This is a genomic window from Reyranella sp. (assembly GCF_036558665.1).
Classification (GTDB): domain Bacteria; phylum Pseudomonadota; class Alphaproteobacteria; order Reyranellales; family Reyranellaceae; genus Reyranella.
In genome coordinates this window covers 21,913-46,271 of the sequence record NZ_DATBFE010000035.1, presented here as the reverse complement: position 1 = coordinate 46,271, position 24,359 = coordinate 21,913, and the positions used below count along the sequence as shown (strand labels likewise).

Here is a 24,359-nt window from a genome sequence, read left to right as displayed (position 1 = left end):
ATGCAATTCGAGCGTCGCACCAGAGCCTCCCGAGACCAGCACGCGCCCGAGCTGCGGCCGGCACGGCTGCGCCTGCTCGCTGCCGATCGGCGAACGCTTTGTTCTGTGGGCGCTGCGTCAGTGGAGCACGACCATTCCTTGCCTACGGAGAACTCGACCATCCATCGCGGCTTCAGGCAGGCAGGCCGGCCTGATCGACGTCCTGCCGGATTTCTCGATCGCCATGGATGCCCTCGTGTTTGGCGCGCGACGCCGCCTGCACATCCATCTTCCGCCCTGCTCGGAGGTCAGCCGCGACGAGGCGACGCTGGTCGCACTATGCGCTTTGGCTCAGGGCGACCACGATGCTCCATTCCGGGCTTCGCTCGACCTCCTGATGGTACCGACCGCCTCGCGCGTCGCGGCCGGGCGTCTCAAGACTTTTGTCGTCGCCCTGCGCCGGGCCGGATTGCGCCTCTTGCCGCCATCCGCGGAGGCGGGTGGCGCCTTCACTGATCGTGGTCGGCTACGGGCACGACGGCACCGACCGTCTGTCGGATCAGCGGCAGATCTTTTCTTGAACCGGCAAACCATTGCCTGAATTGTTGCGGCAACATCCTGCTCAGAGGGGCCGCCCAGATGACCACAGCCCAACTCGACGACCTCGTGAACCTGCTGCGCTCGAGGCCTGCCCCCGAAACCCCGGAGATCGGCCAGGCGCGCGCCCGCTTCGAGAAGCTGGCCGATTTCCTGGGCGGCGCGCCGGATGCCAAGTGCGAGAAAGTCAATGCGGACGGCGTGCCGGCTGAATGGGTCAAGGCGCCGGGCTGCGACCCGCGGCGCGCGGTGCTCTACCTGCATGGGGGCGGCTACGCCATCGGCTCGATCAATACCCACAGGCGGCTCGCCTACGATATTTCGGCTGCCTCCGGCACCGCGCTCCTCGTGATCGACTACCGGCTGGCGCCCGAACACCCTTACCCGGCAGCGGTGGAGGATGCGGCCGCGGCATGGCGCTGGTTGCTGCAGCAAGGCTTCGCCGCGAACAGGCTGGCGATCGCGGGTGACTCGGCCGGCGGCGGCCTCACCATCGCCAGCCTGGTCAATCTGCGCGATCGCAAGCTCGGCCTGCCGGCCTGCGCCGTCGCGATCTCGCCGTGGGTCGATCTCGAGGGGGTGGGCACCAGCATGACGGCGCGCGCGGCGCAGGATCCCATGGTGCGGAAGGACGGCCTCGTCTGGATGGCCGGCATGTACCTCGGCGGCAAGGATGCGAAGACGCCACTGGCGGCGCCGCTCCATGCCGACCTGAAGGGCCTGCCACCGATTCTCGTGCAGGCGGGCACGGCGGAAATCCTGCTGGATGACGCCACGCGCATCGGCGAAAGATTGAATGCCGCGGGCGTCGACGTACGTCTGTCGATCTGGCCGAACATGCCGCACGTCTTTCCGATCTTCGCCCCCGTGCTCTCCGAGGGCCGGGACGGCTGTCTCGAGATCGGCGCTTTCATCCGAAGCAGGACGACCTGAGCGATGAAGTTCGGCGTCACCGTCGTCCCGCGCGCCTCGGACTGGAGGCTGTTCGTCGAACTCGAGGCGATGGGCTACGACTGTGCGTGGGCCGCCGATTCGCAAATGCTCTATTCCGACGCCTATGCAGTGCTGGCGCTGGCGGCTGCCAACACATCGCGCATCCGCCTCGGCACCGGCGTGGCGGTCGCGCCCGTGCGGCTGGCGCCCGTGACCGCGCATTCGATCGCCACCATCAACCAGCTCGCGCCCGGCCGCGTCTTCCTCGGCATCGGCACCGGCCACACGGCGATGCGCGTCATGGGCAAGGATCCCATGAGAGCCGGGTCGTTCCGCGAATATCTGCGCGTGCTGCGGGCCCTGCTGCATGGCGGCGAGGTCGATTACGCGCTCGACGGCGAGGGACAGGAGCATAGTGACATCCGCTTCCTGCACCCCGCGCAGGGCTTCATCGACGTAGCCCATCCGGTGCCGATCTATGTCGCGGCGGACGGCCCGCTGGCGCTCAAGGCCGCCGGCGCCTACGGCGACGGACGGGTGTGTTCGCACAACCAGACCCGGGCCCGTCTGCAGAAGAGCCTCGAGGTGATGCGCGAGGGCGCCGACGCCGTCGGACGAACGCTGCCCGACGCCTTCCATACGGCCGCCCTCACCTACGCCTGTGTCCTGGAACCCGGCGAGAGCATGACCTCCGATCGCGTCATCGACGCCGTCGGCCCAATGGCAGCGGCAACCCTGCACTACTGGTGGGAGCTCTACCACAAGGATGGCGATACCAGCACCGTGGCCGGACGCTGCCGCGATCTGTGGGAGGCGTACCTCGCCTTCACCGAGAAGATGGAGATGCCGCTCGCCAAGCGTTACCAACAGGTCCATCTCGGCCATTGTGCCTTTCTGCCGGCCGAGGAACGCCGCTTCATCACCGAGGACCTGATTCGCGCTACCGGCGGGCTGGTCGGCACGCCGGACGAAATCATCGCCATGCTGCGCGAGCGCGAGGCCATGGGCCTTCAGGAGATCACGTTGCTGCCGGCGATGGCCGAGGCGCGCCGCAATCTCAGCGACTTTGCCGACAAGGTGATCGCGCGGTATTGAGGAACGGAGCGTGCGTCGAAATCAGCAAAGGTATGCATCCATGACCACGATCGATGCCTTCCGCGAGAGCGTGTCAGAGGCGGCACCGCCGCCGAACCTCGGCCCCGCTCTTCAGGCGCTATGGTGGGCGCATCGCGGCGACTGGGACCGCGCACACCATTGCGTCCAGCAGCACGAAGGAGATCGGGACTGCGACTGGGTGCATGCGCATTTGCATAGGCAGGAAGGCGACATGGCCAACGCCGGCGGCTGGTACCGACGTGCAGGCCGGGCACTGCCCGACCTCGCTCTGCAGGACGAGTGGAACCTCATCGCGACGGAAATATTGTCGCGAAGGTAGGGCGCCTCAAACGTCGGGCCATTCAGGACCGCAGTCCTTCGTCCGCGGCGGGCTCGGCGAAGCGAGCTCGCGATCGATGAATTCCATCCGATCCTTGCCCCAGAACATCTCCTCGCCGACGAAGAAGGTCGGCGCGCCGAAGACGCCGCGCTCCAGGGCCTTGTCGGTCTCCGACGCGAGCGCGCTCCGGATCTCGGGACTGTCGGCGAGCACTGCGAACCGTTCGGGGTCGACGCCGAGCTTCATGGCGACGGGCAGCAGACCGGTCAGTTCTCCAACCGACGCATCGTCCCTTTCCCAATAGGCGGCGAATATCTCCTCCATGAATTCCCATTCCTTGCCGAAGCGTCGCATGGTCAGCGCGCCGCGCAGCGCCGGACTGGTCTTCATGGGAAATCTGCTCGGCATGCGGAAGGGCAGGTCGTAGCGCCTGGCCCAGCGCATCAGATCGTCCTTGCGATTGCGAAGCTTCGCTTTCGGCTCCTCCATCAAGACGTATTTCTGCTTGCGAAAGACGTATCCGAGATTGAACGGCCGCGGCACGATCGTCGCGCCGTGCTTGATCGCCACCGGCTTGACCAGATGGAGGGCGAAGTAGCTGTTGGTGCTGCCGAGATCCCAGTGGAACTCGATGGTCTTGCTCATCGGCTGGTCCGCATCCGCCTCACGCAGCCTTTGCCCGATCGAGCTCGGTGGCGCCAGCCCGCAGGCGCGGGATCAGTTCGCGCCCGAAATCGACGGTATCGTCGAACGGATCGAAGCCCCGGATCAGGAACGAGTGAACGCCGACCCTGTAGTATTCCAGAAGGGCGCGGGCCACTTGCTCGGGCGTGCCGACCAGGCAGGAGGTGTTGCCGACCGCTCCCGTCGCTTCGGCAATCGGCATCCAGAGGCGCTCGTCATGCGTCTCGCCCTGCGCTGCGAAGTCGAGCAGGCGGCGCGCCGAGTGGTCGAGTGGCTTCTTGGCATTGCCGAAGCCGGTCGGATCGCCCGGCTTCTGGATCGACGCCAGAATTCGCCGCGCGCGGTCCCACGCTGCCCCTTCCGTGGTGCCGAGGATCGGGCGGAACGACATGTTGAAAGTCGGCGTGCGGCCATGAACGGCGGCCCGTGCCCGGAAGTCGGCGATGCGTTGCGCGGTCGCCGCGAGGGGTTCGCCGAACATCGCGAACACGTCGCAGTGCCGGGCGCCCATTGCCAGCGCGCCCTCCGACGAGCCGCCGAAGAAAAGCGACGGATGCGGCTTCTGCAACGGCTGCACGTCGGAACGCGCGCCCTCCACCCGATAGAACTCACCGGCGAAATCGAAGCGGCGTTCGCTCGTCCAGGCAAGCTTCATCACTTCGAGGTACTCGGCGGCACGGCGATAACGTTCTTCCTTCGGCGCGAAGTCGCCGTCACCACGCTGCTCGGCGTCGCTCGCACCGGAGATGACATGCAATGCAATTCGACCGTTCGTCAGATGATCGAACGTCGCGATCTTGCGCGCCGCCAGTGTCGGCGCCACGAAACCCGGCCGATGGGCGATGAGAAAACCGAGGCGATCGGTTTGCTGGGCGGCATACTGGGCGACGAGGAAACCCTCGGCCGAGGATGCCGTATAGCCGACCAGGGCGAGATCAAAGCCGGCCGCCTCGTGCGCCTGGGCGAAGGCCCGCAGGTAGGGCACGGAGATGCCACCCTTGATGACATGGACCGTCGCTTCGCCACTCGGCGGCGCGACGCCGATCATACCGATCACCCGCACAGACATGACGCTCTCCTTCGCTCGGCCGGAAGGAGAGCGTGGCACCTGTCGACGCCCGATTGAAGAGGCATCCGCGTACCCCGGCTGGCTTTTCGAGATGCGGGCGGATCGATCCGGTGCCGTCTACGCTCGTTTGCCCGCGGCTTCGCTCAACGCGAGGCGTGGCTTGTCTCTTGCAGCTTCTCGCGGATGGCCCCGACCTTGCTCGCTTCGACCGGCGCGGCGACGTTGCCCCAGTGGTTGCGAACGAAAGTGAGGACGTTCGCGATCTCCTCGTCGGTCAATTTCCAACCGTAGGCCGGCATCGAGGAGGGCGTCGGCCGGGCGTCCGTCGACACCGTCCGTCCACCCTCCAGCACAAGGCGAATCAAGGTCGTGGGATCGGTCGATTGAGCGCTCGCGCTGCCGGCAAGCGGCGAGAACATGCCGGGCACGCCCTTGCCGTTCATCTGATGACAAGCTGAACAGCTATCGGAATAGACCGCCGCCCCTGCTTTCATGGCCACTTGCGAGGGCGACTCGGGCTGCGCCGGCTCCTCCCCCTTCTGATCCTTGAGGTAGGCAGCAATCGCCCGCAAATCCTGATCGGGGAGCTTGGAAGTCGAATCGGCGACCACTTCGGCCATCATGCCCGTCGCCCCGCTTCGGTCGTTGCGTCCGGTCTTGAGGTACTCGACGATCTCGTCGCCGCTCCATGATCCGATGCCGGTGCGCCGGTCGTTCGTGATGTCGGGCGCGAACCAGCCCTGGATCACGCCGCCTTGCAGCGCATGGCCGGTCTTGTCGCCGCCGGCGAAATTCTTGGGCGTATGGCAGGCGCCGCAATGCGCCGGCCCCTGCACGAGGTAGGCGCCTCTGTTCCATTCGTCGCTCTTGTCGGGCGCGCGGTGGAAGTCGCCTTCATCGAAGTACAACTGGTTCCATCCGCTCATCAGGAAGCGGTAGCCGAGCGGCCAGGCGAGGTCCGGCGGCCGCGGCTGCGACTTCACCGGATCGATGGTGTTCAGATAGGCACGCATCGCCAGCACGTCGTCGCGCCTCAGCCTGGTGAAGTACGGATAGGGGAAGGCCGGATAGAGATGCGCGCCCGAGGGGGCGATGCCCCGATGGAGCGCCTTGTAGAAATCGTCGTCGCTCCAGGCACCGATGCCCGTTTTGCGGTCCGGCGTGATGTTGGCGGAGTAGATCGTGCCGAACGGCGTTTCTATCGGGCGGCCGCCGGCGAACGGCTTGCCGCCTTGTGCCGTATGGCAGGCGATGCAGTCGCCGGCGGTGACAAGATGTCGTCCACGCTCGATCCGGGCGAAGGAAGTGTCGGCGGCCGCGCTCTCGGCAGCGAGACCGAGAAGGCAGGCCAATCCGAAGCCCAAGGAGATGGATGTCGCGGCGATCTTCACCGGTGCCTCCGCCTAGGCCTGGACCATGGGGCCGGGGTTCTTGAGATACTTGCTCTTGATCGCATCGGTTGCCGCATAGGTCAGTGCACCGATCGTTCCCGTCGGGTTGTATCCGGCGTTCTGGGGGAAGACCGTCGAACCCATGACGAAGAGATTGGAGACGTCCCAGCTCTGCAGGTAGCGGTTGACGAAGCTCGTCCTGGGATCGCTGCCCATCGCAGCGCCTCCCGTATTGTGCGTCGTCTGGTAGGGCACGACGGAATAGTGGCCTTCGCGCTTCTTGGCGTGGATTTCGCGCGGCTTCATCGCCTTGGCGATCTCGGCCGCCCGATCGGTCAGGTAGTCGGACAGGCGATGCTCGTTCTCGCCGAAGTCGAAGGTGAGGCGCAGCAACGGCCGGCCATGGACATCGCGATAGGTCGGATCGAGATCGAGGTAGTTGGTGCGATAGCTCATGACCGCGCCGTGGGTCGATATCGTCGCCGTCCTCAGGTAGCTCTTCGCCACCGCCTCCTTCCATTTGCCGCCCCATTTGGGCGTTCCCTTCGGGACCGGATGCAGCTCGATCGGGCGGCCATGCGTATTCCAGCAGGCGAGATAGCCGCCGCCGATGAAGCCCAGGCCGCCATGATCGAAATTGTCGCCGTTGTACTCGTCGATGCCGACGCCGAGCGCGCCGGCACCGACGAACGGATTGATGATCTTGTCGTCGAAGAAAACGTCGACCGATGACACGACCTGGTAGGCATAGTTGCGGCCGATCACGCCCTCGCCGCTCTTCGGATCGTACGGCTTGCCGATGCCCGAGAGCAGCAGCAGATGCACGTTGTGCTGGGCGAAGGCGCACAGGAAGATCATCTCGGCGGGCTGCTCGAACTCGCGGCCTTCGGTATCGATGTAGGTGACGCTGGTGGCGCGCTTGCCGCTGCTGTCGCGGTTCACGCGCAGCACCTCGCATTGTGTTCGCAGCTCGAAGTTGTCGCGCCGCATCAGTACCGGAAGGATCGTCGTCTGGGGGCTTGATTTCGAGTAGTTGCCGCAACCGAACTTCTCGCAGAAGCCGCAATAGGTGCAGGGCGCGAGCGTGACGCCGAGCGGATTGGTGTAAGTCCTCGACATGTTGGCGGCAGGGCAGGGAAAAGGCTTGTGCCCGGTCTCCCTGGCCGCCGCCGCGAACAGCGTCGGCCCGTAGACCATCCGCAGCGGCGGATTGGGATAGTCCCTGGCGCGGGCCCCTTCGAAAGGATTGCCGCCGTCCTGGATGGTACCCTTGATGTTGCCGGCCCTGCCGCTGATGCCGCAAAGGTATTCGAACTTGTCGTAGAAGGGCTCCAGTTCGTCGTAAGTGACGCCCCAGTCCTGGATCGTCATGTGCTCGGGCAGGGTGCCATAGCGTGCCTCGTTGTGGCTGCGCGCGACGAAGTCGGTCGGCAGGAAGCGCCAGGTCTGGCCGTTCCAATGGATGCCCGCGCCGCCGACACCGGTAGCCGGCAGGAACGAGCCGAGATGGCGCATCGGCAAGGCCGTCTGGTCCATGCTGTTGCGGAAGGTGAGGGTCTGCCGGGCAGGTTCCTGGAACAGGCTCCTGCGCCACATGTAGCGCAGCTCGTCCTGGGCGAAGGTCACCGCAAAGTCTGTCGGCGTGTCCCGCCACGCCCCTCGTTCGAGGGCAACGACGTTCAGCCCCTCCGCGGTGAGCTCCTCGGCCACCATCGCGGCCGTCCAGCCGAAGCCGACCAGCACCACGTCCACCGACGGCAGCTTCTTCACCATAATCCGCCTCCTCGGTTCAGCTCTGGTCTTTCCATTCCGGGCGCCCGCGGACGCCGACCGGCGGCAGGTCGAGCTTCTCGCCGTGCCGTTCCACGTAAGGTCGATAGTCGTAGCGAGCGCCGGGGAAGCCGATCAGCTTCCAGCCCACCATGTCCCGGTTGCCGCCATAGATCGGATCGGAGAAGAAGCCCTCGATCGTGTTCTGCATCAGGACCGCGAAGAAAGTATCGCCGTCGGGGCCCTTTGCGCCCTCGATCTCGACCGCGTGCGGCCCGATGTCGGCAATCTTGAGCTTGCCCTTCTCGATCTCCTTGAGGACGCTGTCCTGTTGATCGGTCGACAGCTCGGCAAAGCCCTTGCCGCCAAGCTGCTGGCGGCAATGTTGATCGATGAATCTGATCGCCGCACGATAGAGCTCGGCTGGCGAAAGCCGGCTCTGGTAGCCTTGGCTCTTGGTCCCGTCATGCCACGGACCTTGCATGTACCAGCGCTCGGCACGGCCGTAGGGACCAGCCAACTGGCGATCCAGGAATACGGTCACGCCCGCTTCCTTCGCGCCGGCCCCCAGATGGTCGGCAGGGATCAGACGGGCCACGGCGGCATCGATGAAGGCAGCCTCGGCCGTCGTGAAGAACTTGAAATCGCCCCCGGGGATGGTCTGCGGAACGTCGGCAAGACCGGGGGCGATGCCCGGCGTCCAGGGAGCGCCGCCGCCATACACCCGGGCATCCGACCGCCCACTCAGCGATACCGACGCAAAGGCGGCGCCTGCAAGAAGGACGTCGCGGCGGCGCAGAGACCCGGACATGCGCTCCTCCCGGCGCCGTTCGCGGCGAACGACGGCGCTTGCACTGATTGCATTTTCAAATGAACGTTGCGTGGGAGGCAGACGTTGCGTGCCCGGTTCGAGTGACGGGATGACGCGGCCTCGATAACCATATCGCAACACGATACGACCGGCGCTCGTTCATGACGGAGGAGGTTGTCATGTTCACGCATACCACACTGTTTGCGCTTTGCTGTGTCCTTCTCGGCATGCCGCTGCTGGCGGACGCCCAGGAACTCCGGCCCGCTCCGGCCGTTCAGAAGTACTGCACCGTGCTTTCCAAGAACTATGATCGCTACGCCGCCAGTCACTCCCACAACCGCGTTCCGACGGTAGAGGGCAGCTATGCCAAGGCCGCCTGCAAGCAGCACCATCCGCTGAAGGGCATTCCGATCCTGCAGGCGAAGCTAGAGGACTCCAAGGTACCGCTGCCGCAACAACAGTAGCGGAACCGATGCCCGCGGCATCCGCGCGCGAGTCGCAACCGTAAGCCAATCAGACCGTTTCCGGTGCGACCCTGCGCGCGGAGCGTCGCCACCACATGCCGCAAATCTTCACCGCGTCGGCCGACACCCGCTTGCGCACCGGCATGTTGCTGGTCGCCCTCGTCTTCGCGGGCTGCCTCCTCTTCCTCGGCGGTTTCATGGACGCAACCTATGCGACGCTCGTCGGCTGGGTCCGTGACCAGCCGGTCCCCTTCAGCCACGCCCATCACGTCGGCGCTCTTGGCATCGATTGTCGCTACTGCCACACCTCGGTCGAAGTCAGCGCCGAGGCGGGATTGCCTCCCACCCATGTCTGCATGACGTGCCATTCGGAGATCTGGACCGGCGCGCCGATGCTGGCACCGGTCCGGCAAAGCCTGGCCACCGGCACGCCGATCGCATGGCGGCGCGTCGCCCGACTACCCGACTACGTCTACTTCAACCATTCGATCCATATCTCGCGCGGCGTGCCTTGCGTCACCTGTCACGGCCGGGTCGATCGGATGCCGCTGCTGGCGCGGGCCGAGCCCTTCCAGATGCGATGGTGTCTCGCCTGCCATCGTGATCCCGCATCCCATCTGCGCCCACGCGACCAGGTCACGCGCATGGACTGGAGTGAGTGGGACCGCCACCCCGAACGCCATGCGGATTTTGGCCGCCGCATGATGGCGCGTTACCACATCGAGCCGGCCAAGCTCATCGACTGCAGCACGTGCCACAGGTGATGGATATGGATCGCGAAGCGCGCACGCCGCCCCACATCGATCGCCGCTCGCTGCTGCGCGCCATGGCGGCGTCGCTGGCGCTGGCTTCGGCCGCCGGCCGGCGTGCCCGAGCCGACGAGCGCGCCCTTCCCTATGTCAATGCGCCGGAGTTCGTCGTGCCGGGAAAGCCCAAGTGGTACGCGACCGCGGTCGGCTTCTCAGGCTGCGCGCAGCCCGTCCTGGGCAAGACCTATGTCGGGCGGCCGGTGAAGCTCGAGGGTAATGCGGATCATCCCCTGACCGGCGGCGCGACGGACGTCTTCATGCAGGCCGCGCTGCTCGGCCTGTACGATCCCGCGAGGTCGCAAGCCCCGCAACTGCTCGGCCAGGCAGCGACGTGGGCCGCATTCGATGCCGCTGTCGCCGGGCGCCGCCTGACGCTGGAGGCCCGCCAGGGCGAGGGCTTGCGGTTGCTGACCGGCGCCGTCAGCTCGCCGACTCTCCTGCGCCAGATCTCCGACCTTCTTCGGCGCTGGCCGAAGGCGCGTTGGCACGTGAGCGAGCCGCTGAGCGACGCCAACCGTCAACAGGCGGCGCAGACGGTGTTCGGCCGGCGGCTCGATCAGCTTCTTCGCCTCGACGAGGCGAACGTCGTCGTCAGCCTCGACGACGACTTTCTGGGTGCGGGGCCGCGACAGGCGCCCTACGCCCATCGCTGGTCCAAGCGTCGGCTCGCCTGGCAGCAGGGACAGGGCGCTTCACAGCTTCATGTTGCCGAGTCGAGCCTGACCACGACGGGATCGATGGCCGACCATCGTCTGACTGTCTCTCCATCACGCATCGGCCTTCTCGTTGCAGCCATCGCCCAAGAGCTCGGCGTCGGACCGGCGCCTGCCGCTCCTCTCGCCCCCACGGAGAGGACCTGGACAAAGCAGGTCATGGAGGCACTCCGAGCCAGTCACGGCTCATCGGTTGTCACCGTGGGTGCAGCCCATGCCCCCGACGTCCATGCCGTTGCGCTCCTCATCAACGAGCGGCTGGGAGCCCACGGCAACACCCTGACCTTCATCGATCCGATCACGAGCGTCCCTGCTCCGGACGACGAAAATTCCGTCGCGGCGCTGGCCGGGGACATGAACGCCGGCCGCGTCTCGACGCTGGTAATGCTCGAGGTCAATCCGGCCTATGCCACGCCTGCAGGGCTCGCCTTCCGGCAGGCTCTGGAGAAGGTCGAGTTCACGCTGCATGCGGGCCTCTACGTGGACGAGACGGCGCGGCTCAGCCACTGGCACGTGCCACTGCAGCATGACCTCGAGAGCTGGACCGACGCCTGCTCGGTCGACGGGACGGTCTGTCTCACGCAGCCGCTGATCCGGCCGTTCTACGATGTGCGCTCGCTGCACGCCGTCCTCGACAGATGGGCCGGCGACACGCGGTCCGACCACGATCTCGTGCGTGCCACCTGGCGTCATGCGTGGGGAAGCGACTTCGACGACCGATGGCGCGATTCCCTGGTGCGTGGATTTGTAGCCGACAGCGCGCCCACACCTGTCCTGCCGACCATCGCGAACCGCAACGTCTCCATCAAGGCCCCGACCGCCGGCGCCCTCATGATCGATATCCGGCCCGATCCGACGATCTGGGACGGCCGCTTCGCCAACAATGCGTGGCTGCAGGAAACGCCCAAACCGATCAGCAAGGTGACATGGGGCAATGTCGTCGTCGTCAGTCCGAGGCTCGCGGCCGAACGCAGGATCTCGAGGGGAGACGAGCTACGACTCGAAGCGAACGGACGCAGCATCACCGGTGCCGCCTGGATCGCGCCCGGTCAGGACGACAAGACCCTTACCGTGACGCTCGGCTACGGTGCGGATCGGACGGGACCGCTGCCCCATGGGCTCGGCTATGACGCGTTTGCCCTGTGCAACGATGCCGGATCATGGGTCCTCGACGGCGCCAGGCTCGGAACTACCGGCAAGCACCTCGTCGTGGCGAGCACGCAGCTTCATCAGGAGATGGACGGTTTCGACTTCGTCCGCCGCGTCGATCGCGCCGACAGGCCCGTCAAGAAACACCCTGAGGCGGCAAGCTTCTATCCGGAGCGCAAATGGGACAGCCCCTCCTGGGGCATGTCGGTCGATCTCGATCTCTGCATCGGATGCAATGCCTGCATGGTCGCCTGCATGGCCGAGAACAACGTGCCGGTGGTGGGCAAAGAGCTCGTCGAGCAGGGCCGCCAGATGCACTGGCTGCGCGTCGACCACTACTTCGAGGGCGATGCGAACGAGCCCAGCTCCAGCTTCCAGCCCGTGCCGTGCATGCACTGCGAGCAGGCGCCGTGCGAGATGGGATGCCCGGTCAATGCCACAGTCCACAGTCACGACGGCCTCAACCTTCAGGTCTACAATCGCTGCGTCGGCACGCGGACCTGCGCCTCCTACTGTCCCTACAAGGTGCGCCGCTTCAACTGGTTCGAGAACACCGGCGACGATCCCGAGCAGCTCCGCGCCATGCGCAACCCTGACGTCACCGTGCGCAGCCGCGGCGTCATGGAGAAATGCACCTACTGCGTCCAGCGCATCAGCGCCGCGCGCATCGCGTCCCAGATCGCGGGCCATCCCATCCGCGACGGCGATGTCGTGACGGCCTGCCAGCAGGCCTGCCCGACCCAGGCGATCGTCTTCGGCGATGTCACGGATCGCGCAAGCGCAGTCAGCCGCCGCAAGGCGAGTCCCCGCGACTACAGCTTGCTCGAGGAAGCGAACACGCGGCCGCGCACCACCTATCTTGCGCGCGTCAGGGCCGACAGGCGTCCGTCATGACGGACGCCGCTCCGACGCCAGGCGGTTATGCCGCGATCACCGGCGAGATCGTCGACATCGCCCTCGACTATCCGGACCGGCGCGCCTGGTGGGCCTGCTTCGGTCTGGCGCTTCTCCTGCTTCTTTCGTTCTTCGTCTCCGTCACGGTGCTGTTCTGGTACGGCGTGGGTGTCTGGGGCAACAACATTCCCGTCGCCTGGGGCCTCGCCATCTCGAACTACATCTGGTTCCTGGGCATCGGCCATGCCGGGACGCTGATCTCGGCGATGTTGCTGCTGCTCGAGCAGCACTGGCGCAATTCGCTCAACCGCTTCGCCGAGGCGATGACGCTGTTCGCGGTGGTTTGCGCCGGCCTCTATCCGCTGGTCCATCTCGGCCGACCGTGGCTCTTCTACTGGATCGCGCCCTACCCCAACACCATGACGGTCTGGCCGCAGTTCAAGAGCCCACTCACCTGGGACTTCTTCGCCGTCCTGACCTACCTCACCGTCTCGATCCTGTTCTGGTACATCGGCATCGTTCCCGACGTCGCCTCGGCACGCGATCGCGCCAGGAAACGCCGGACCCAGGTCTTCTTCGGGCTCGCGGCCCTGGGATGGCGCGGCTCGGCCCATCATTGGGCGCGGTGGCGTCAGGCCTACCGCCTGACGGCCGCCATCGCCGTTCCCCTGGTCGTGTCGGTCCATTCGGAAGTCTCGCTGCTGTTCGCCGCCGGGCCGATACCGGGCTGGACCTCTACCGTCTTCCCTCCCTATTTCGTGCTCGGCGCAGCCTTCTCGGGCTTTGCCGTGGTATCGATGATCGCGATCGTGCTGCGCCACGCGCTGGGCCTGCAGAACCTCGTGACACCGCGCCATCTCGATCTCCTGGCCAAGCTCCTTCTCGCCACCGGCCTGATGACCGCCTACGGCTATTGGGCAGAGGTGTTCGACACGCTCTACGCCGGCGAGCACCAGGAGATGGGCACCCTGCTCGACCGGCTGGGCGGCGTCTATGCCTGGAGCTACTGGGGCGCCGTCGTCGCCAACTTCGTGCCGCTGCAACTCCTCTGGTTTCGCCGCGTCCGCGTACAGCCTCTCCTGCTTTTTCTGATAAGCCTCTCGGTGACGGTCGGCATGTGGTTCGAGCGCTACATGCTCCTGGTCACTACGCTCTATCGCGACTACCTCGTCTCGTCCTGGCGCGAATACCATCCGAGCTTCTGGGACTGGTCGCTGTTCGCCGGCATGCTCGGCGTCTTCCTGACGCTGTTCCTGCTGTTCGTGCGTTTCCTGCCGATCATCTCCTCGTTCGAGGTCAAGGAGGCCTTGTTCGAAGAGAAGGGAAAGAAGGAGCAGGCGCATGGCTGAGCCCGCTCCCGGCGCCGGCCTGTTCGGCATGCTGGCCGAGTTCGACCGCCCGGAGCGGCTGATCGAGGCCGTCGAGAAGGCGCGCCAGGCGGGTTTCCGGCGACTCGATGCCCACACACCCTTCCCGATCGAGGGGCTGGCCGAGCGGCTCGGCTTCGCCGATCAGCGCGTGCCCCTCTTCACGCTGCTGGGCGGCATCGTGGGCGCCGCCGTCGGCTACGGCATGCAGGTCTACACCAATCATGCGTTCCCGATCGACATCGGCAACCGGCCCCTGGTGGCTCCGCCCGCCTTCATGCTGATCACCTTCGAGCTCACGGTGCTGTTCGCGGTCCTGTTCGCGATCGGCAGCATGCTCGCGCTCAACCGCCTGCCGCGCCTGCATCACCCCCTGTTCGATCTCGACGAGTTTCATTTGGCGAGCTCGAACAAATTCTTCCTGCTGGTCCTCGGCAACGACCCGCTGTTCGAGGAGGAGCGCACGCGCGCCTTTCTCGAAACACTGACGCCAACCCGGATATCGCCGGTCGAGCACACGGAGGTGCCCGAATGAATTCGGCGTTCGCGATCGTGGCCATGCTTCTGGCAGCGGTCTCGTCATGCGACCAGATGCGTCACCAGCCGCGCTACGACTCGGAGGAGCGCAGCACGCTCTTCGCCAACGGCATGTCGCTGCAAGCATCGCCGGACGGCACGATCGCGCGCGACGATCCCGCACAACGCCAGGCCTTGCGCGAGCGTCCGGCGATGACCGGCGAGCTTCTGGCGCGCGGCCGCGAGCGGTTCGGAATCTACTGCACGCCCTGTCATGATCTGTCGGGTCACGGGCAGGGCATCGTGCCGAGTCGCGGTTTTCCGCATCCGCCCAGCTTCCACATCGACCGCCTGCGCAACGCGCCTTCGTCCTACTTCGTCGACGTGATCACCAATGGTCATGGCGTGATGTACTCGTATGCCGACCGTGTGTCGCCGGCCGATCGTTGGGCGATCGCGGCCTACATTCGCGCCCTCCAGCTCAGCCAGGATGCACCGGCCTCCGCGCTGTCGGCGGCGGACCGCACGAAGCTCGAGGGGGGCGGGCGGTGAAAGGCAGGCAATTCTGCCTCGCCGCTGGAACGGCCGCCTGCGCGGTGGCTCTGCTGCTCGCCTTCGCGGACAGCCGGGCAGCACTTGCAGGGTGGCTCACCGGCTTCGCGTTCTGGAGTGGTTTGCCGATCGGCGCGTTGGGCCTGCTGATGATGATGCGGCTGATTCCCGGTCCCTGGCGGCAGGAGCTGTCATATCCCGCCGAATGCACGCTCGTCCTGCTTCCGTTCGCTGCCGTCGCCGCGCTGCCGATACTGCTCGGCCTCGGGGCGCTCTATCCGTGGGTGGCCGAGGCGAGCTCGGGCTATCGCGCCGTCTATCTCTCACCGGCTTTCTTCGTCCTGCGCACGGTCGCGTTCTTCGCATGTCTCACGGCCTTCGCCCTGCTGCTCGTCGTGCGGCCCGCCTGGTCGGGACCGGTGTCGGCGGGCGGCCTGATCGTCTATGTGCTGCTCGCCACCACGATCGCGGTCGACTGGCTGATGTCCCGCGATCCCGCGTTCCATTCCTCCGGTTTCGGGCTCTACACGCTCACGAATCAGATGATCATCGCGCTCTCGGTCCTTCTCGTCGTGCGCCTCACGAGTGGTCATCCTCCCGATCGGCCCGGCGTGCTGGGCGGTCTCCTCCTCTGCGCGCTGCTGTTCTGGGCCTACTTCGCGTTCATGCAGTACTTCATCATCTGGTCGAACAACCTGCCGCCCAGCGTGGCGTGGTATCGGCAGCGGGGCGACGGCGTCTGGTCGGCGGCCGAATATGCGATCGCCATCCTGCAGCTCGCGCCGGCCTTCCTTCTCTTCTTCCCGCCCATTCGCAACGGCATCCGTTGGCTCCTGGCCCTGTCGGTCGCCGTGCTGGCCGGCAAAATGCTCGAGATGGTATGGCTGGTCATGCCGACCGTGCAGGACCACGAAGCGGTCGGCGCCATCGCCGCGCTTGCCTCCCTGCTGGGGCTGGGCCTGCTGACGAAGGTCGTCTTCGGTGTCGCGCCCCTCGTGCTGGTCCGACTGGAGCGGCGCGAGGCGAGGCTGCCGTCGTGACGCCGCCGGCCACATCGGCCAGTCATGAGCGGCGTGATCTCTCGGCTGGCCGCATCGGCGCGCTGGTGCTCGCGCTGTTCGCGGGAATTGTCCTCTCCTGCGGCGTGGTGGCCGGCCTGTTCACGCTTTTCCCGCATCTGCCCATCGCGGGTCCCTGGTGGTCGGCGACACGTCAGCAAGCGCTGCCGCCGGGACCGCATCTGGAAGTGCTCGAGGGCAGCGATCGCCCCGCCATCGAAGCAGCCGCGCGACGGCGGCTGGAAGGCTACGCCTGGCTCGACCAGAAGCACGATCGCGCCCGCATCCCGATCGAGCGCGCCATGCAGCTCCTGGTCGAGCGCGGATGGCCCGACCCGGGCGACGGGAAGAAGGGATCCTCGCAATGAGAGCGGTGCTGGCCCTCATCCTCGTCCTGACGGCTTGCGGCAGCGCCTTCGCGTTCGATCCCTTCCGCACGGCCGGCATCGATCGTCGAGCGGGTGCGAGGATTCCGCTCGACCTCGTCTTTCAGGACGAGGATGGCAAGCCAACGACGCTGCGCCAGACCGCCAACGGCAAGCCGATCGTGCTCGCGCCGGTCGTCCATCGCTGTCCCAATATCTGTGGTTTGACGCTGGCCGGGCTCGCCCGGGCGGTCACCGGCCAGAAGTTCACGCCGGGCGAGGATTTCACCGTCGTCGCTTTCGGCATCGATCCGCGGGAAGGTCCGGCCGATGCCCGGGGGTCGCTCGACAAGCTACGGCAGTCGTTCCCGGCCTTGCGCCATGGCCTCCATGGCTTCACCGGCACCGAAGGCGACATCAAGCTTGTCACCGACCGGCTGGGTTACCGGTACGCCTGGGACAATGACCTGCAGCAATATGCCCATATTGCCGCAGTCGCGGTACTGACGCCGGACGGACGCCTGTCGCGATGGCTTTACGGAATCTCGCCTGACTCCACCGATCTCCGGCTCGCCCTGACCGAGGCGGGCAAAGGGGAAATTGGCTCGTGGGGCGATCAGCTCCTGCTGCTTTGCTACCACTACGATCCGCAGACCGGGCGGTATGGGTCATTGATCTGGATGGCGCTGCGGATCGGCGGCGCGATCACGGTCATCGCGGCCGGTGCGCTCATCGGCCTGGCGATCCTGGGCGAGCGTCGGCGGATGCAGCGCGGCGCGTCATGAGCCACTTCCCGCTCTGGCCTGCTCAGGCCTCCGGCTATGCGACCGAGGTCGATCACCTCACGATCGCGATCTTCGTGCTCGTGATGCTCCTGTCGGCGCCGGTCTTCATCCTGATGCTGGTGTTCGCAGTCAAATATCGCCGCGGTCGCGCCGCCAACCGCGCGCACCGGATCGACCACAACATGGCGCTGGAGCTCTCCTGGGCGATCGTTCCCTTTCTGCTCCTGCTGATCTTCTACGTCTGGGCGACGCGGCTCTATTTCGACATCCATCGCGCGCCGCCGGATGCACTGGAGATCCAGGTTGTCGCCAAGCAATGGATGTGGAAGTTCCAGCATCCGCGCGGCCAGCGCGAGATCAACGACCTCCATATTCCTGTCGGCAAGCCGGTCCGGCTGACGATGGCGTCACAGGACGTCATTCACAGCCTTTTCATCCCCGCTCTTCGCCTGAAACAGGACGTCGTGCCCGGCCGCTACACCAGTCTCTGGTTCAAGGCGGACAAGGAGGGCAGCTACCCTCTGCGCTGCTCGCAGTTCTGCGGTGCCGATCATTCGCTCATGGGCGGTCACGTTTTCGTCCTGAGCCAGGCCGCCTACGCCCGCTGGCTCGACCAGGCCGGCGTCGATCAGTCGCTCGCGGCGCAGGGCGAGGCACTGTTCCGCAGCCGCGGCTGCAGCGGCTGCCACGGGCCCGCGTCCACGGTGAAGGCGCCGGCCCTCAACGGATTGTTCGGCAAGGAGGTGCCGCTCGAGAGCGGCCAGACGGTGATCGCCGATGAACAGTACATCCGCGACAGCATCCTGTTGCCGCAATCGCAGATCGCGGCCGGCTATCCGCACATCATGCCCACCTTCCAGAACGTGCTGAGCGAGGCCGACGTTCTGAAGCTGGTGGCCTACATCAAGTCCCTTGGCGCCGAACCGCGGGAGGCTCCCCGATGAGCATTCGCACCCTCAAAGCCGGCCCCGACCGCGACAACCTCGACGATCGCGGGCTGTCGGAGACGCCGGCCCAGCGCACGAGCTACCTGCGCGCCGGCAACAGCCTGCGGTCCTGGTTCTTTACCACCGACCACAAGCGCATCGCGCTCCTCTATCTGGTGTCGGTGACGATCTTCTTCTTCGTCGGCGGCACGGCGGCGGCGCTCGTCCGCATCGACCTCCTGGAGCCGAATGGCCTCATCCTGTCCAACGAAGGCTACAATCGGGCCTTCACGCTGCACGGCGTGATCATGGTGTGGTTCTTTCTGATTCCATCGATCCCCAACACGTTCGGCAACTTCCTGATCCCGATCATGATCGGCGCCCGCGACATGGCGTTTCCCCGGCTCAATCTCGCGAGCTGGTACATCTACATCCTGGGCGGCCTGTTCACGGTCTACGTCCTGATCTCGGGCGGCGTCGATACCGGATGGACCTTCTACACGCCGCTCTCCTCCATGTTCGCCAACGGCAAGGTCGTGCTGGCCGCGACCGCGGTCTTCATCGTCGGCTTCTCCTCGATCCTGACCGGGCTCAACTTCATCGTCACCGTGCACAAGCTGCGCTGCCCCGGCATGACCTGGGGCCGGCTGCCGCTCTTCGTCTGGTCGCACTACGCGACCGCGCTGATCCTCGTCCTGGCGACGCCGGTGCTTGCGATCACGCTGGCCTTGATCGCCGCCGAGCGGCTGTTCGGCGTCGGCATCTTCAATCCGGCGCTGGGCGGCGATCCGCTGCTCTACCAGCATCTCTTCTGGTTCTACAGCCATCCCGCCGTCTACATCATGATCCTGCCGGCGCTCGGCGTCGTCAGCGAGCTGGTCGCCGCCGCCGCACGCAAGCCCGTTTTCGGCTACAACTTCGTCGCCGGCTGCTCGATCGCGATCGCGGCGATCGGTTTCCTGGTCTGGGGACACCACATGTTCGTGTCGGGCCAGTCCATATATGCAAGCGCGGTCTTCTCCTTCCTCAGTCTCGCGGTCGCGGTGCCGTCCGGCATCAAGGTCTACAACTGGACGGCGACGCTCTACAAAGGCCACATTGCAATCGATCCGCCGTTCCTCTTCGCCGCCTCGTTCATCGGCCTGTTCGTCGTCGGCGGACTGACCGGCCTGATCCTCGCCATGCTGGCCGTCGACGTGCACGTCCACGACACCTACTTCGTCGTCGCCCACTTCCACTACATCATGGTCGGCGGCACGGTCGCGGCCTATTTCGGCGCCCTGCACTACTGGTGGCCGAAGATCACCGGCCGGCTTTATCCGCTGATCTGGGGCCGGCTCACCGCGCTGATGATTTTCCTGGGCTTCAACCTCACCTTCTTCCCGCAATTCATCCTGGGCTATCTCGGCATGCCACGGCGCTATCACCACTATCCGCCGGAATTCCACGTGCTCAACGTCTTCTCCTCGACCGGCGCCAGCATCCTCGCCGTCACCTACCTGCTGCCTTTCCTCTATCTCTTCTGGTCGTTTCGTTACGGCGACGCGGCCGGCCCCAACCCATGGGGCGCGACCGGCCTGGAATGGACCATCCCCTCGCCGCCGCCCAAGCACAATTTCGAATCGGTTCCAACTGTAGATGGCCCACCCTACGACTATCCGATCGAGAGGGAAGGCCGGCATGACTGAGCAGGCTTACGTGAGCGGCCCTTACGTCGACGCCGAGCAGCAACGCGCCGCAGGTCTGATGGGCATGTACGTGTTCCTCGGCAGCGAGATCATGCTGTTCGGCGGATTGTTCGCCGCCGCCCTTGTGATCCGCGTCCTCTATCCGCACGAGGTCGTCGAGGCATCGAAGGCCCTGCACATCTGGATCGGCGCCATCAACACCGCCGTCCTGCTGACCTCCAGCCTCGCGGTGGCTGTGGCCGTGCACGCGGCGCGCCAGGGGCAGCGGCGGACGGTCGTGATGCTGTTTGCCATTGCAGCCGTCCTCGGCGTTGCCTTTCTTGCCATCAAGGCCTTCGAGTACAGCCGTGAATATGCGGACGGCGTGCTGCCCGGCTTCAGCGATCCGGCACGCTTCACCGGAAACGTGGAGCACTTGTTCATGAACCTCTATCTGATCGCCACGGCCTTGCACGCCCTGCACGTGACCGTGGGGGTCGCCCTCCTCTCGGGTGTGGCGACCTTTGTCGGCACCGAGAGGCTCCTGTTGCCACGCCGCTCGATCGTCGTCGAGAACACCGGCCTCTACTGGCATCTCGTCGATGCGATCTGGGTGTTCCTCTATCCCGTCCTCTATCTCGCGAGGTGACGTCGATGAGTGCGGTCCAGTGGCGTCTGGCCGGGGTCTGGGGGGCGCTCGTGGCGCTTCTGTCGCTTACGGTCGGCGCCAGCTTCCTGCTGACCGGCGCCGCCAGTATCGTCGTCAGCCTGGGTATCGCCTTCGCCAAGGCGGCGCTGATCTTCTGGTTCTTCATGCAGCTGCGCGGCGAGCATGGCCTCATCCGCGTGTTCGCTGTCGGCGCCAGCGTCTGGCTGCTGATCCTGTTCGGGCTTGCCTCGATCGACTACGCAACGCGCTAGTACGCCGCATCTTTGATGGTGACGAGAAGCAACGCCGGTCGCATCGCCCACGTTGCTCTTCCAGGCGCGGGGCTTGCCGCCGATGGAGTGCGCGATGGCCAGGAAGCAGGACCTTGAATTCAAGCCGCACACCGGTCCGGCCGGCGGCTGGGGATCGGTCGGATCCCTGCTCCGCAGCTTCCGCCGCGAGCACAATTTCGTCAGTGGCAGCGCCGTTCTCCTGAAGCAGAACAAGCCGGACGGCTTCGCCTGCGTGAGTTGCGCCTGGGCAAAGCCTGCCGACCCGCACGTCTTCGAGTTCTGCGAGAACGGTGCCAAGGCGACGACTTGGGAGATCACGCCGAAGCGGGTGACGCCGGAATTCTTCGCCGGGCACACCGTGGCTGAACTCTCGACCTGGAGCGACCACGACCTCGAGGAGGCCGGCCGGTTGACGGAGCCGATGAAATGGGACCCGGCGACCGACAAATACGTGCCGGTGGCCTGGGAGACCGCCTTTCGCGAGATCGGAGCCGAGATCCGTGCCCTGAAGCCCGACGAGGTCGTGTTCTATTCCTCGGGCCGCGCCTCCCTCGAGGCCTCCTACCTCTATGCGCTGTTCGCACGGATGCTGGGGACCAACAACCTGCCCGACAGCTCGAACATGTGCCATGAGAGCACATCGGTGGCGCTGCCCAAGAGCATCGGCGTGCCGGTCGGGACGGTCACGCTGGATGATTTCGCCAAGACCGACCTGATCATCTTCTTCGGCCAGAACGTCGCGACCTCCAGTCCTCGCATGCTGCACGACCTGCAGGATGCGAGCCGGCGCGGCGTGCCGATCATCACCTTCAATCCGCTGCGCGAACGCGGATTGGAACGCTTCACCAATCCGCAGGCGCCACTCGAGATGCTCACCGGCTCCTCCACTCGCATCAGCTCGCAGTACCTGCAGCTCATGCCGGGAGGCGATCTCGCTGCCATTGCCGGCGTCTGCAAGGCCGTGATCGAGGCCGACGCGCTCGATCATGCCTTCGTCGCCGAGCACACCCACGGCTTCGACGCCTTCGCCGACTGGATCCGCCAGCTTTCCTGGGACCTGATCGAAGCAAAGTCGGGCCTGAGCCGTCAGTCGCTGGAGGCGGTCGCGACCGCCTATGCTGCGTCGCAGCGATGCCTGGGCATCTACGGCATGGGAGTCACCCAGCACCGCAACGGCGTCGAAAACGTGCAGATGATCGTCAATCTGTTGCTGCTGCGCGGCAACATCGGCAAACCCGGCGCCGGCGTCTGTCCGGTGCGTGGTCACTCGAACGTGCAAGGCCAGCGTACGGTGGGCATCACGGAGAAGCCCGAGCTCGTGCCCAACGACAAGCTGCGAGAACTCTACGGCTTCGAACCGCCGCAGAGGAAGGGATTGAACACGGTCGAAGCGTGCGAAGGCATCCTGAGCGGCGCCGTGCGCGCCTTCGTGAGCCTGGGAGGCAATTTCGTCCGCGCGGTGCCCGACCATGGACGCATCGAACCGGCTTGGCGGCGGCAGCGCCTCACGGTCCAGATCCTGACCAAACTCAATCGCACCTGCCTCATCCACGGCCAGGTCTCGTACATCCTGCCCTGCCTCGGCCGCATCGAGATCGACCGGCAGGCGACTGGCGCCCAGGCGGTGTCAACGGAGGACAGCACGGCCTGCATCCATGGCAGCAAGGGCCAGGCCCACCCGGCCGGTCCACATCTTCTGTCGGAAGTTCGGATCGTCGCCGAGCTGGCGAAAGCCTCGCTCGCCATCGCCAACTCGCGCGTCGACTGGGACCGCTGGGTCGGCGATTACAGCCTCATCCGCGATGCCATCGAGCGCACCTACCCCAAGCGGTTCCACGACTTCAACCAGCGCATGTTCAAGCCGGGCGGCTTCCATCGGCCGCTCGCCGCCCGCGAGCGCAAATGGAACACCGAGACCGGCAAGGCTAACTTCATCGCGCCGGAGGGATTGTCGGCGGATCCGGATGTCGAGTCGGATGATCCCCGGGTCCTGCGAATGTTCACCCTGCGCAGCAACGGGCAGTTCAACACGACGGTGTACAGCCACGACGACCGCTTCCGCGGCATCTACGGCACGCGCCATGTCATCCTGATGCACCGCGACGACATGCGCCGCCTCGAGCTCGAGGAGGGCGATATCGTCACGGCGAGCTGCGCGGCCGAGCGCGATGGGGAGGAGCCGCGTCGGGTAGGGGGTCTCCGTGTCACCCCCTACAACGTGCCGCCCGGAGCCTGCGCCGGCTACTACCCCGAGTGCAATCCCCTGGTTCCCCTCTGGCATCATGCCAAGGGCAGCAAGGTGCCCGCCGTCAAGTCCGTTCCGGTCCGCCTTGTGAAGGAAGCGTAGGCCAGATATCGGTCGGGGATAGCGTCCTCAGGAGGACGGCGTGCCAGATTGCAAGGAAGCGAGGACCAGGTCGACCACCTCCTCGCTCTTGTAGGGCTTGTTGAGGAACGCGCGGTCGCGATAGCGCGGCGGCATGAGCGCGCTCGATTGGCCGGAGATGAAGACGAAGGGGATGCGCTGCGCGGCAAGAGCGTCGGCGAGCGGAAACGCCGTCTCGTTGTTGCGCAACGTCACGTCGAGCAACGCCGTCTCGATCCTGCGATCCGCCATCTGATCGTAGGCGCTCTGCACGGACGCCACCGGTCCGACCACCGTCGCGCCCGCCTCCTCGAGAATCGCGGCGAGCTCGAAAGCGATCTCCGAATTGTCCTCGACCACGAGGACGGTTCGGCCATCGAGCGGCCTGGAATCGGAAGAGCTCGTCGCCTCAGGCATCGCGAGCCTCCTGCGCCGCCGGACCGCCGCGCCTCATGATCGCCCCGCCGCGGCGCGCTGGATCGCCGACGCGATCAGACCACGCGCCTCCTCGACATCGCCCCAGCCCTGGAGTTTGACCCATTTGCCGGGCTCCAGGTCCTTGTAGTGGACGAAGAAATGCTCGATCTGCCGGCGCGTGATCTCGGGCAGGTCCTTGTAGCTCTCCACGTGGACGTAACGCTGGGTGATCCTGGAAGTGGGCACGGCAATGATCTTCTCGTCGCCGCCGCCATCATCCTCCATCCGGAGCACGCCGAGCGGTCGAACGTTCATGACCGCGCCCGGGATGATGGGACGCGTATTGGCGATCAGCACGTCGATCGGGTCGCCGTCGTCCGACAGGGTATGCGGCACGAACCCGTAGTTCCCGGGATAGCGCATGGGCGTGTAGAGAAAGCGATCGACCACGAGCGTGCCGGCCGCCTTGTCCATCTCGTACTTGATCGGTTCGCCGCCGATCGGCACCTCGATGAGGACGTTCACGTCGTCCGGAGGATGGCGGCCGATGGCGACGGCATCGAGATTCATGCACGGATCCTGATCACACCTGAGGAGGAGTCAGGATGCCTTTTCGGGCCTCAAAAGGAAACCGGCCGCACGATGCTGTTTTCGCTTCCGGGAACCGGCGGCCTCATGCCGCCGCCGGTCGACATGGCGAA

The 24,359-nt window shown here is 65.8% G+C and carries 24 protein-coding genes; 17 read left to right on the top strand and 7 right to left on the bottom strand.

All coding sequences use genetic code 11. The annotated features are described in order from the left end of the window. The first annotated feature begins 618 nt into the window (after positions 1–618). From VH499_RS05255 to VH499_RS05245, 3 genes are read left to right on the top strand one after another with little or no spacing between them, the layout of a single operon-like run. Entirely contained in the window at positions 619–1,509 is an 891-nt protein-coding gene (locus tag VH499_RS05255) for an alpha/beta hydrolase (RefSeq protein WP_332051643.1), read from the top strand. Between the two features lie 3 nt (positions 1,510–1,512). Then, complete coding sequence (locus tag VH499_RS05250) at positions 1,513–2,604, top strand: LLM class flavin-dependent oxidoreductase (RefSeq protein ID WP_332051642.1); 1,092 nt, start codon at positions 1,513–1,515, stop codon at positions 2,602–2,604. Positions 2,605–2,644: 40 nt separating this feature from the next. Further along, the gene (locus VH499_RS05245; protein ID WP_332051641.1) at positions 2,645–2,944 is read left to right on the top strand and encodes a hypothetical protein; all 300 of its coding nucleotides are present in this window, start codon (positions 2,645–2,647) and stop codon (positions 2,942–2,944) included. 6 nt (positions 2,945–2,950) lie between these two features. Here the strand turns inward: VH499_RS05245 and VH499_RS05240 are convergent, their stop codons facing one another. From VH499_RS05240 to VH499_RS05220, 5 genes are all read right to left on the bottom strand, one after another. Continuing rightward, positions 2,951–3,589, bottom strand: coding sequence for a 2-hydroxychromene-2-carboxylate isomerase (locus tag VH499_RS05240; protein WP_332051640.1), 639 nt, complete (start codon positions 3,587–3,589; stop codon positions 2,951–2,953). A 19-nt stretch (positions 3,590–3,608) separates the two neighbouring features. Then, entirely contained in the window at positions 3,609–4,697 is a 1,089-nt protein-coding gene (locus VH499_RS05235; RefSeq protein WP_332051639.1) for an LLM class flavin-dependent oxidoreductase, read from the bottom strand. 143 nt (positions 4,698–4,840) lie between these two features. Further along, on the bottom strand, positions 4,841–6,088 hold the full coding sequence (locus tag VH499_RS05230; RefSeq protein ID WP_332051638.1) for a cytochrome c: 1,248 nt from the start codon (positions 6,086–6,088) through the stop codon (positions 4,841–4,843). 12 nt (positions 6,089–6,100) lie between these two features. Continuing rightward, complete coding sequence (locus tag VH499_RS05225) at positions 6,101–7,861, bottom strand: GMC family oxidoreductase (RefSeq protein ID WP_332051637.1); 1,761 nt, start codon at positions 7,859–7,861, stop codon at positions 6,101–6,103. A gap of 16 nt (positions 7,862–7,877) precedes the next feature. Continuing rightward, positions 7,878–8,669, bottom strand: a complete 792-nt coding sequence (locus VH499_RS05220; protein WP_332051636.1) for a gluconate 2-dehydrogenase subunit 3 family protein — start codon at positions 8,667–8,669, stop codon at positions 7,878–7,880. 179 nt (positions 8,670–8,848) lie between these two features. Between VH499_RS05220 and VH499_RS05215 the strand changes: the two genes are divergently transcribed. The 14 genes from VH499_RS05215 (at position 8,849) to VH499_RS05150 (ending at position 23,223) form a co-directional block, all read left to right on the top strand. Further along, entirely contained in the window at positions 8,849–9,133 is a 285-nt protein-coding gene (locus VH499_RS05215; RefSeq protein WP_332051635.1) for a hypothetical protein, read from the top strand. Between the two features lie 95 nt (positions 9,134–9,228). Beyond that, positions 9,229–9,897: a cytochrome c3 family protein gene (locus VH499_RS05210; protein ID WP_332051634.1), complete on the top strand. Its 669-nt coding sequence runs from the start codon at positions 9,229–9,231 to the stop codon at positions 9,895–9,897. A 5-nt stretch (positions 9,898–9,902) separates the two neighbouring features. Then, positions 9,903–12,698: a 4Fe-4S dicluster domain-containing protein gene (locus tag VH499_RS05205; RefSeq protein ID WP_332051633.1), complete on the top strand. Its 2,796-nt coding sequence runs from the start codon at positions 9,903–9,905 to the stop codon at positions 12,696–12,698. Next, a complete protein-coding gene (nrfD, locus tag VH499_RS05200; protein WP_332051632.1) occupies positions 12,695–14,047 on the top strand; it encodes an NrfD/PsrC family molybdoenzyme membrane anchor subunit in 1,353 nt (450 codons plus the stop codon). Before VH499_RS05205 ends, nrfD begins: the two co-directional genes overlap by 4 nt. Further along, positions 14,040–14,600, top strand: a complete 561-nt coding sequence (locus VH499_RS05195) for a DUF3341 domain-containing protein (RefSeq protein WP_332051631.1) — start codon at positions 14,040–14,042, stop codon at positions 14,598–14,600. The genes nrfD and VH499_RS05195 overlap by 8 nt, the downstream gene beginning before the upstream one ends. After that, entirely contained in the window at positions 14,597–15,133 is a 537-nt protein-coding gene (locus VH499_RS05190; protein ID WP_332051630.1) for a cytochrome c, read from the top strand. Before VH499_RS05195 ends, VH499_RS05190 begins: the two co-directional genes overlap by 4 nt. After that, a complete protein-coding gene (locus VH499_RS05185; RefSeq protein WP_332051629.1) occupies positions 15,130–16,173 on the top strand; it encodes a hypothetical protein in 1,044 nt (347 codons plus the stop codon). Before VH499_RS05190 ends, VH499_RS05185 begins: the two co-directional genes overlap by 4 nt. Continuing rightward, complete coding sequence (locus tag VH499_RS05180; RefSeq protein WP_332051628.1) at positions 16,170–16,559, top strand: hypothetical protein; 390 nt, start codon at positions 16,170–16,172, stop codon at positions 16,557–16,559. The genes VH499_RS05185 and VH499_RS05180 overlap by 4 nt, the downstream gene beginning before the upstream one ends. Next, on the top strand, positions 16,556–17,341 hold the full coding sequence (locus VH499_RS05175) for an SCO family protein (RefSeq protein ID WP_332051627.1): 786 nt from the start codon (positions 16,556–16,558) through the stop codon (positions 17,339–17,341). Before VH499_RS05180 ends, VH499_RS05175 begins: the two co-directional genes overlap by 4 nt. Next, complete coding sequence (gene coxB / locus VH499_RS05170; RefSeq protein WP_332051626.1) at positions 17,338–18,285, top strand: cytochrome c oxidase subunit II; 948 nt, start codon at positions 17,338–17,340, stop codon at positions 18,283–18,285. The genes VH499_RS05175 and coxB overlap by 4 nt, the downstream gene beginning before the upstream one ends. Beyond that, the gene (locus tag VH499_RS05165) at positions 18,282–19,955 is read left to right on the top strand and encodes a cytochrome c oxidase subunit I (RefSeq protein WP_332051625.1); all 1,674 of its coding nucleotides are present in this window, start codon (positions 18,282–18,284) and stop codon (positions 19,953–19,955) included. The genes coxB and VH499_RS05165 overlap by 4 nt, the downstream gene beginning before the upstream one ends. Then, positions 19,948–20,583 carry a cytochrome c oxidase subunit 3 gene (locus VH499_RS05160; protein WP_332051624.1) on the top strand — a complete coding sequence of 212 codons (636 nt, stop codon included), beginning with the start codon at positions 19,948–19,950 and terminating at the stop codon, positions 20,581–20,583. Before VH499_RS05165 ends, VH499_RS05160 begins: the two co-directional genes overlap by 8 nt. A gap of 5 nt (positions 20,584–20,588) precedes the next feature. Continuing rightward, positions 20,589–20,855: a cytochrome C oxidase subunit IV family protein gene (locus tag VH499_RS05155; RefSeq protein ID WP_332051623.1), complete on the top strand. Its 267-nt coding sequence runs from the start codon at positions 20,589–20,591 to the stop codon at positions 20,853–20,855. A 94-nt stretch (positions 20,856–20,949) separates the two neighbouring features. After that, positions 20,950–23,223, top strand: coding sequence for an FdhF/YdeP family oxidoreductase (locus tag VH499_RS05150; RefSeq protein ID WP_332051622.1), 2,274 nt, complete (start codon positions 20,950–20,952; stop codon positions 23,221–23,223). A gap of 27 nt (positions 23,224–23,250) precedes the next feature. On the opposite strand, the gene VH499_RS05145 is transcribed toward VH499_RS05150, so the two are convergent. Together VH499_RS05145 and ppa are read right to left on the bottom strand one after the other, a co-directional pair. Then, a complete protein-coding gene (locus VH499_RS05145; protein WP_332051621.1) occupies positions 23,251–23,658 on the bottom strand; it encodes a response regulator in 408 nt (135 codons plus the stop codon). Between the two features lie 33 nt (positions 23,659–23,691). Continuing rightward, a complete protein-coding gene (gene ppa, locus VH499_RS05140; protein ID WP_332051620.1) occupies positions 23,692–24,228 on the bottom strand; it encodes an inorganic diphosphatase in 537 nt (178 codons plus the stop codon). Positions 24,229–24,359 lie beyond the last annotated feature (131 nt).